Here is a 7518-nt window from a genome sequence, read left to right as displayed (position 1 = left end):
CAACCGTCAGCGTGCCGCCGTCGAAGTTCGTGCTGTCCACATCCGCGATCGTGCCGTTGCTGCCCACGTCCAGCTTCGCCGGCGCCTGACCCTCGATCCAGGTCGCCGCATCACCCGACAGGTTCGTCCCCGTCGGCGCATCGTTCACCGCGGTCACATCGAAGGTGAAAGTGTTGGGCGTCTGGTCGAGGTCGAGCCCGCCATTGGCGGTGCCGCCATCGTCGCGCACCTGGAAGGCGAAGCTCGAATAGCCCGTGCCGTTGCCGTTCGCCGCCGGCACATAATAGACATGCCCCGCATTGATCTCCGACAATGCGACGATATCGCCCAGGCTGACCGCGGTCGCATCACTCTTGTCGCCGCCATTGGTGTCGATGAAGATCGTGCCCACACCCGGCAAGGTCGTGAAACGCACCCCGATATAGCTGTCGCCATCGACATCGCTGTACCCGAAATCCGTGCCCGCAAAGGTGTAGCTGCCATCCTCCACCAGGGTCGCCGTCTTGTCCGTCCCCGACGGCGCGTCGTTCACACCGATCACATTGACGCTGCTCGTGAACGTCAGCGTATCCACACCGCCGTTCGCGGTGCCGTCACCGTCCACCAAGGTCCAGGTGATCGTACGCGTCGCCGTCGTCGGATCCTGATTATCGCTGTTATTGTAACTGATCGCGCGAACCAGTGTCTGCACCGCTGCCGGGGTCGCATCCGGATCGAAGGTGAAGACCAACGCCGCACCGCCCGCGCCGCCACCAGTGAAGGTGGCAATCTGAATGCCGCCGACCGACACCGCATTGCCGACGACCGAGACGGTACCCGACGTGTCGATTCCGAGCTGATCCTGTCCCGAAACCAGTCCGGCGGAGATCGCGACGGTCAGCGTGCCGCCGTCAAAATCGGCACTGTCGATGTCTGCGATCGTCGCATTGCTGCCGAGATCGAGCAGAACCGGCGAATTGCCTTCGGTGAAGGTCACGCTGTTCCCCGACAGGTTCGTCGAGGTCGGCGCGTCGTTCACCGGCGTGATCGTGCCGCTCAGCGCGACCGTTCCCGTCGAATAGGCGGTGGTTCCGCCGGTTGCGCCGACGCCGGAAAGATTGACCGTGCCGCCGCTGCCAAGAGCGCCTATCGAACCATCGATCAGATGAACGGTCAGCGTCGGTTCCGCGCCATTATAATTGAGCGCTGGATTGAAGCGGATGGCGGTACTGCCGCTGAGCACGAACGCCGATGATGACGATGCGGAGGTCGGAATGACATTCCAGACTCCAACGCTAAAATATTCCCAATTGCCGGTGGCCCCGGTGGCCGCGTTGGCGACCACCGCGACACCCGCCATCGCCGTCGAGCTGTTGCCGCCATTGGGCCGCTGATCGTCGGTCAGGTCGGAATATTGGCTCGCCGCGAACAGGCTGCTGACGGTCTGGCCCACTGCCGAAGGCGTATCCTCGAGGATCGTCACGCTGCTCTCGGTACCGTCGCCGGATACCACCGGCGCGTCGTTCACCGGGTTGATCGTGATCGCCTTGTCATCGGTATCGGACAGCGCGCCGCCACTTCCGGTGGCGCCACCGTCATTGGTAACGACATGGAGCAGGTCCGAGCCGTGGAAATTGGCATTGGGCGTGTAGGTGAGGCCGCTCGCGGCGAGCGTCGCGTTGATCTCGTTCAGCGGCGCGCTGATGACGATCGTGCCGGTCCCGTTGCCGCTGACGATATCGCCGGCGGAGAGGCCGCCTGCGACATTGGTGAGCAGCGAAATCGTACCACGCTGTACGCTCAGCGTGACCGAGATATTGTCGAGCGCCGGATTGGCGTCAGGATCGGAGATGGAAACGCCGGTGACGACGACGCCGGTCGCATCCTCGGCAAGCGTCAGCGTGCCGCCGACGCTGTTGACCGGCGCGTCGTTGACCGCGGCGATCGTGATCTGGGTGTTCGCGCTGTTCTGCGATCCCCCCGGCACGTTGAGCGCACCGTCGCTGACCGTCCAGGTGATGGTGCGGGTGGTGTTGAGCCCGTAATTGGTCGGGTTGTCGCCCGTCGACCAGAACGTGATCCCGCTGAGCACCGCCTGGTAATTGGCGATCGTATCATAGCCCGTCAGCGTCAGCGTCTCGGTGGCCGCATTCCACGACACGGTGATGTTGGTGCCCGCGATCAGGCCGGAAATCACCTTGCCCGCGCCATAACCGAGATGGTCGTCGCTGGAGCTGCTCTCGTTCGAGCTGAACGTGCCACCGGTGACCTGCACCGTCGCGGAAGACAGATGATCGCCATCGACATCGGTGATGCTCGGCGCGCCGGTCAACAAAGTCGTCGCGGCCACCTGCTGCTCGTTTATCACGCTGGCTGTGCCGCTGACGCCGGTCAGGACCGGAAGATTGTTGAAGGTCAGGCCACCCAGATTGGCCTGATCCTCCGTGAATTGCGGCAGGGCGGAGATCGTGTTGATCAGCGTCGCGGTGGTGCCAGCGCCGTCGAGCTGGAAGACGAAGATGACATCGTCGACCGGCGTGCCGCTGATCCCGTTACCCTCCGAGGTCACATAGATCTGGCGGGTCCCCTGATCGAAGACCATATTGCCCGGGTAGAAAGGATGCCCGCCTGGCAAGCCGACCAGCGTGACCTTGGTCGCGGTGCCGTTGCTGGCATTCTCGGAAATGTACCAGATCGCGTTTTGCGAAGCGACATAGTCCGGATTGGCCGGATCGCCCGGATCGAACGGTCGACGGGATTCGGTGGTGAAATAGACGAGGTCGGTCGTGATATCGACTTCGACATCGATGATGAATCCGTTCGAACCGTCATCGGCGAACTGCGCCTGGCTGACCAGCTGTGTCGTTGCGGTGGGATTGGCAACATCGAGCCGGAAGATACCGACGGCATTTACACCGCCGGTCAGAAACTCCGTATAAAAAAGTCGCCCGATCGAGGCGTCGAACGCGAAATCGCGCGGATCGAGTATATCAAAGCCGCTTTCCTGCCCGCGCGAGTCCGTAGCGCTCGTCACCAGGAAACCCAGATCGGTTGTGGCGCCGGTCAGCGGGTCATATGAATATTCCCGAATGCCGGTAAGCGTGGGAGCACCCCCGAAAGCATCCTGTATGCCGACATAGATTTTGTGGCCGATGACATCGACATAGAGTGCGTTGACGATGTCGCCGACACTGTCGTAGGTCACAACTGTGGTAACGGCGCCACCGGTCAGCGAACCGCGCACCAGCCTCGCGTCGGTGCCCAGATTACCGCCATTGACGATCGCGAAATAGAAGCCCGCCGCGGTATCGACGCCCATTTCCTGCGGTGTGCTGGTGATGAGATCGAGGGTTGGACTGTTGTCGACGATGACGGTCTGGTTGCCGCCATCATTGTTGACATAGCTCAGCCGCGCGTCGGTGGGATTGCCCTGGCCGAAGAAGAAAAGCTGCCCGCTGGGCTTGCTGCCGAACACGCTGACGCCATCGTCGATCGTGGCGCCGGCTAGCAGATAATTGGCGCCGCCGACGCTGGCGACAGCAGTGGTGCTCGTGCCGGCAAGCTCGCGCGAACCAGCGTCATCGATATTCTCGACATGCGTCAATGAGCCGCCGGCGTTAACGCGGAACAGGCTGATGCCATTCTCCGTGCCGCCGACGGTGAGATAGCTGGTCTGGCCGATCGTCGTGACGCTGACGCTGTTCGCTCCAGCCAGCCGGAGCGACACATCGTCGGTGACATTGGCGACATTGGTGAGAATGCCCGACGCGTTGACGGAGAAGACGCTGACGCCATTGTCCGCGGCGCCGGTGACGAACAGATAGGTCACGCCGCCAACCACGGCGGTCGCTAGGTCGCTGACACCGTCCAGCTTCAGCGTGGCATCGTCGGTGACGTTGCTGGTGCTGGCCAAAGTGCCATTCGCGGCCACGCTGAAGACGCTGACGCCGTCATCGACGCCACCGGCCGCGAACAGATAAGCGGTGCCGCCGATCATCGCGGTCGCAAGCGAGTTCGCGCCGTCGAGTTCGAGCGTGCCGTTGTCGCCGAGATTGTAGACGCTGGTCAGCGCGCCGTCGCCCGCCACCCGGAAAACGCTGAGACCATCGTCATTCGCGCCAGCCGCCACCATATAGGTATTGCCGCTGACGCGCACGGTGGCCGTATCCGCGACTCCGCCCAGATTAAGCGCGCCGGCATCGTTGATGTCAGCAACGGGAGTCAGCGCTCCAGCCGCGCTGACGCGAAAGACGCTGACGCCATTGTCGCCGGCGCCCGCCGCGAACAGATAGGTGTTGCCGTCGGTCACCCCGATGGATAGCCCCCGAGCGCCTACGAGGTTGAGAGCACCAGAATCGGTGACGTTCGAGACATTGGTCAGCGCACCATTCAGCCCCAGGCTGAAGACGCTGATGCCGTTGTCGACGCCGCCCGCGGCGAAGACATAGGTGGTACCGCCGACATCGGCCGAGACGATCGACGAAAGCCCGTCGAGTTCCAGCGACCCGCCGTCGGTTTCATTGTCCGGATTCGTCACGAGAAACGACATGGCATCCACCCCCAAATGTCGGGCCGCAAGACGCACTAATCGCCCCTTGTGACCATCCAACGAATAAAATCGATCTTATATTTCGTCACGTCGACGGAGCACCGCCCGGACAGCCCACCCGTTCAACCCCTTGAACGGACGCGGACAAGCCACCCCATTGGCTTTGCATCCTTAAATAGCGGTGCTTAATGACACAGGATTGTGAATCTCACCAGCACAAAGGATGCAGGTGAAACACCCCGCCCCACCGAAACGGAGGGAAGCCTGCATATCGACCTCCGGCACAGAAAACTGTCGCCACACTGAAGTGATTGTTTGACAGCGCCCGCCCGCGGGAACAAAATAGCGCTATTCGGTGGGGGAACGAAAAGCGCCGATGATATCGAGCGCGGGGCCGCATTACCCGACCGGTTTCTGAACGGGCAGCTTGCGGCTGCCCCATCAACGGGGAGTCAGGGCCGATGTCGCAGCCTTATATCGGCGAGATTCGCATGTTCGGGGGCAATTTCGCACCTGCCGGATGGGCGTTCTGCCGGGGTCAGCTTATGCCCATCTCGGAAAATGATGCGCTCTTCAACCTGATCGGCACCACCTATGGCGGCGACGGCCAGGAAACCTTCGCGCTTCCCAATCTGCAGGGGCGCATACCGCTCCATGCCGGCCAGGGGCCTGGCCTCTCGCAGAACTATCAGTTGGGCGAGGCGGCCGGCGTCGAAAGCGTGACGCTGACCACGCAGCAGATTCCGAACCACACGCACACCCCGCAAGTGTCCAACGCCCCGGGATCCACCAGCACGCCGGCGAACAACACCGTACTCGCCAATTGCAGTTCGGGCAGCGTCAACACCTACAAGACCCCGGCGGACATCGCGAACGGCCAAGTGGTGCTGAACAGTGCCAGCATCGGCCCGGCAGGCGGCAGCCAGCCGCACGACAATTTCCAGCCGACATTGGCGATCAGCTACATCATTTCGCTGTTCGGCATTTTCCCGAGCCAGAACTAAGCAATCCATCCGGCGCGTGCGCCGCACTTTTTTTGGAGCCGCTTATGAGCAGTCCATTCGTCGCCGAGATCCGCGTGTTCGGGTTCAACTTCCCCCCCCGCGGCTGGGCCTTTTGCAACGGCCAGTTGCTGCCGATCTCGCAGAACACCGCGCTTTTCTCGCTGCTCGGCACCATGTATGGCGGCGACGGCAAATCAACCTTCGCCCTCCCCGATCTCCAGGGCTCCTGCGCCACCTTTTGGGGCCAGGGCAACGGATTGCAGCTCTGGGACCAGGGCCAGATCCAGGGGTCGGAGTTCGTCACCTTGCTTCAGAGCGAGATGCCGGCGCACCAGCATGTCCTGAGCGCAACAACGGTGAACGCCAACAGCCCCACCGCCGCCAACGGCCAGCTCGCGAAGGCGATCAAGGGCAATATCCAGGTATCGAATACCGGTAGGATGTACAGCAATATCGCCACCCCAGCCACGCCGATGAGCCCCTTTGGCCTCGCGCTGGCGGGAGGCGGCCTGCCACACAATAATATGATGCCGTATCTGACGCTCAATTTCTGCATCGCCTTGCAGGGGATTTTCCCGGCGCGGAACTAAAATCGTCGTCATTGCTGCCGGTGCATGCCGGCCCGATATTTTAGGAGTTCGAATATGGGCACGCCATTTCTGGGTGAGCTGAAAATGATCAGCTGGAATTTCGCGCCGAAAGGCTGGGCCTTTTGCAATGGCCAATTTCTGCCGATCAACCAGAACCAGGCATTATTTTCGCTGTTCGGCACCATGTATGGCGGGAACGGCCAGACCACCTTTGCACTGCCCGATCTGCGCGGCAGGGTGCCGATCCATATGGGCAGCGGCTTTACTGAAGGCCAGGCGGGTGGTCAGGAGTTTCACACCCTCACCCTGAACGAAATGCCCCAGCATACCCATTTCCTGACCGCGGACGCCGCCACGGCCGCGCTCAGCAATGTCAATACGCCGGCCGCCGGCCGGTCGCTCGGGCAGTCGATCGGGGTTCCGAGCCAGGGTGCCAATTTTGCGGTAAGCGTCTATGATACGGCGGTGCCGGCCGGGTCGATGGCGCCCGGTATCGTCAGCAGTGTCGGCGGTAGCCAGCCGCACGAAAACCGCCAGCCCTTCCTTGTCCTGAACTGGATCGTCGCATTGGTCGGGGTTTTTCCGTCGCGCAATTGAAGCGCGACGGGCCATGACTCAGAACGGGTTGTGACGAGATCCAATCAGATCCATCTGACTTGAAGCACACGCCATCAACTCAGATATGCCCGACATACCGTTCGGGCTGAGCTTGTCGAAGCCCTGCCCTTTTCTGGGCCCAGAACTGAAGAAGAACAGGACTTCGACAGGCTCAGTCCCAACGGATTTTGTCTCACTCCTGAATCTTTTAGTTCGCTTTCGCCAATTGCGAGCAGGCAAAGGCGGACACGCTTTACGCGTCCGCCCATTTTGTACGGCAAAATCGATTGGGCGCTCGTCTTGTCGTCAGACCCCGACGATCCGCACAATTCCGTTGCCATGCGCCATGCCGGTCATCCCGGGCGCCACATCGCGCAGCTCGGCGATCATCGCCTCGCGCTCGGCAGGCAGGCTCGGCACAACGGCCATCACGCCCCTGGCAGCGAAGGTGCGCGCGGCATCCTGCGCCGCTGCCGTCGTCGTTCCGGCATTCGGCACCAGCACGACCACTTCGAGCTGACGCCCGCCGGCAGGCGCCGCGAAATAGCCCTCGACCTCTCTGGTGGCATCGATCGGATAGCGGCCGGTGAACACCCGCACGCCGCCCTCGCCCGTATCCGAAACAGCGGCAATCGCGGGCAGTGCGGTTCCGGCGATCGACAGCGCCGCGGCGCCGCCAACCGCGCCGCCGATCGCGCCACGACGCGTCACGGCGGCCGCAAACGGCGTTTCGAACGTTTCGTCTTGATCGGTCATGAGTCGGGCCTCCCCGCGCCGTCCCCCGCGGCGCATATCGCAG

The 7518-nt window shown here is 62.3% G+C and carries 5 protein-coding genes; 3 read left to right on the top strand and 2 right to left on the bottom strand.

Annotated features, from left to right (window positions below):
- Positions 1 to 4528, bottom strand: a 4528-nt coding sequence (locus AC3WN8_RS20095; protein ID WP_492671254.1) for a beta strand repeat-containing protein, incomplete at its 3' end; no start/stop codon positions are given.
- Positions 4529 to 4989: 461 nt separating this feature from the next.
- On the opposite strand from AC3WN8_RS20095, the gene AC3WN8_RS20090 reads away from it, so the two are divergent.
- Genes AC3WN8_RS20090 through AC3WN8_RS20080 form a run of 3 tightly spaced genes read left to right on the top strand, consistent with a single transcriptional unit; the run spans position 4990 to position 6719 of the window.
- On the top strand, positions 4990 to 5532 hold the full coding sequence (locus AC3WN8_RS20090) for a phage tail protein (protein ID WP_492671253.1): 543 nt from the start codon (positions 4990 to 4992) through the stop codon (positions 5530 to 5532).
- A gap of 44 nt (positions 5533 to 5576) precedes the next feature.
- Positions 5577 to 6122, top strand: a complete 546-nt coding sequence (locus AC3WN8_RS20085; RefSeq protein WP_492671252.1) for a phage tail protein — start codon at positions 5577 to 5579, stop codon at positions 6120 to 6122.
- 54 nt (positions 6123 to 6176) lie between these two features.
- Positions 6177 to 6719, top strand: coding sequence for a phage tail protein (locus AC3WN8_RS20080; protein WP_492671251.1), 543 nt, complete (start codon positions 6177 to 6179; stop codon positions 6717 to 6719).
- A 306-nt stretch (positions 6720 to 7025) separates the two neighbouring features.
- On the opposite strand, the gene AC3WN8_RS20075 is transcribed toward AC3WN8_RS20080, so the two are convergent.
- Positions 7026 to 7475 carry a hypothetical protein gene (locus tag AC3WN8_RS20075; protein ID WP_492671250.1) on the bottom strand — a complete coding sequence of 150 codons (450 nt, stop codon included), beginning with the start codon at positions 7473 to 7475 and terminating at the stop codon, positions 7026 to 7028.
- Between the last annotated feature and the right edge of the window lie 43 nt (positions 7476 to 7518).

It is taken from the genome of Sphingobium sp. FW305-3-2-15-F-TSA7 (assembly GCF_058787155.1).
Note: the sequence above shows the minus strand (reverse complement) of the source record. Positions and strands in the feature narration are given on the sequence as shown.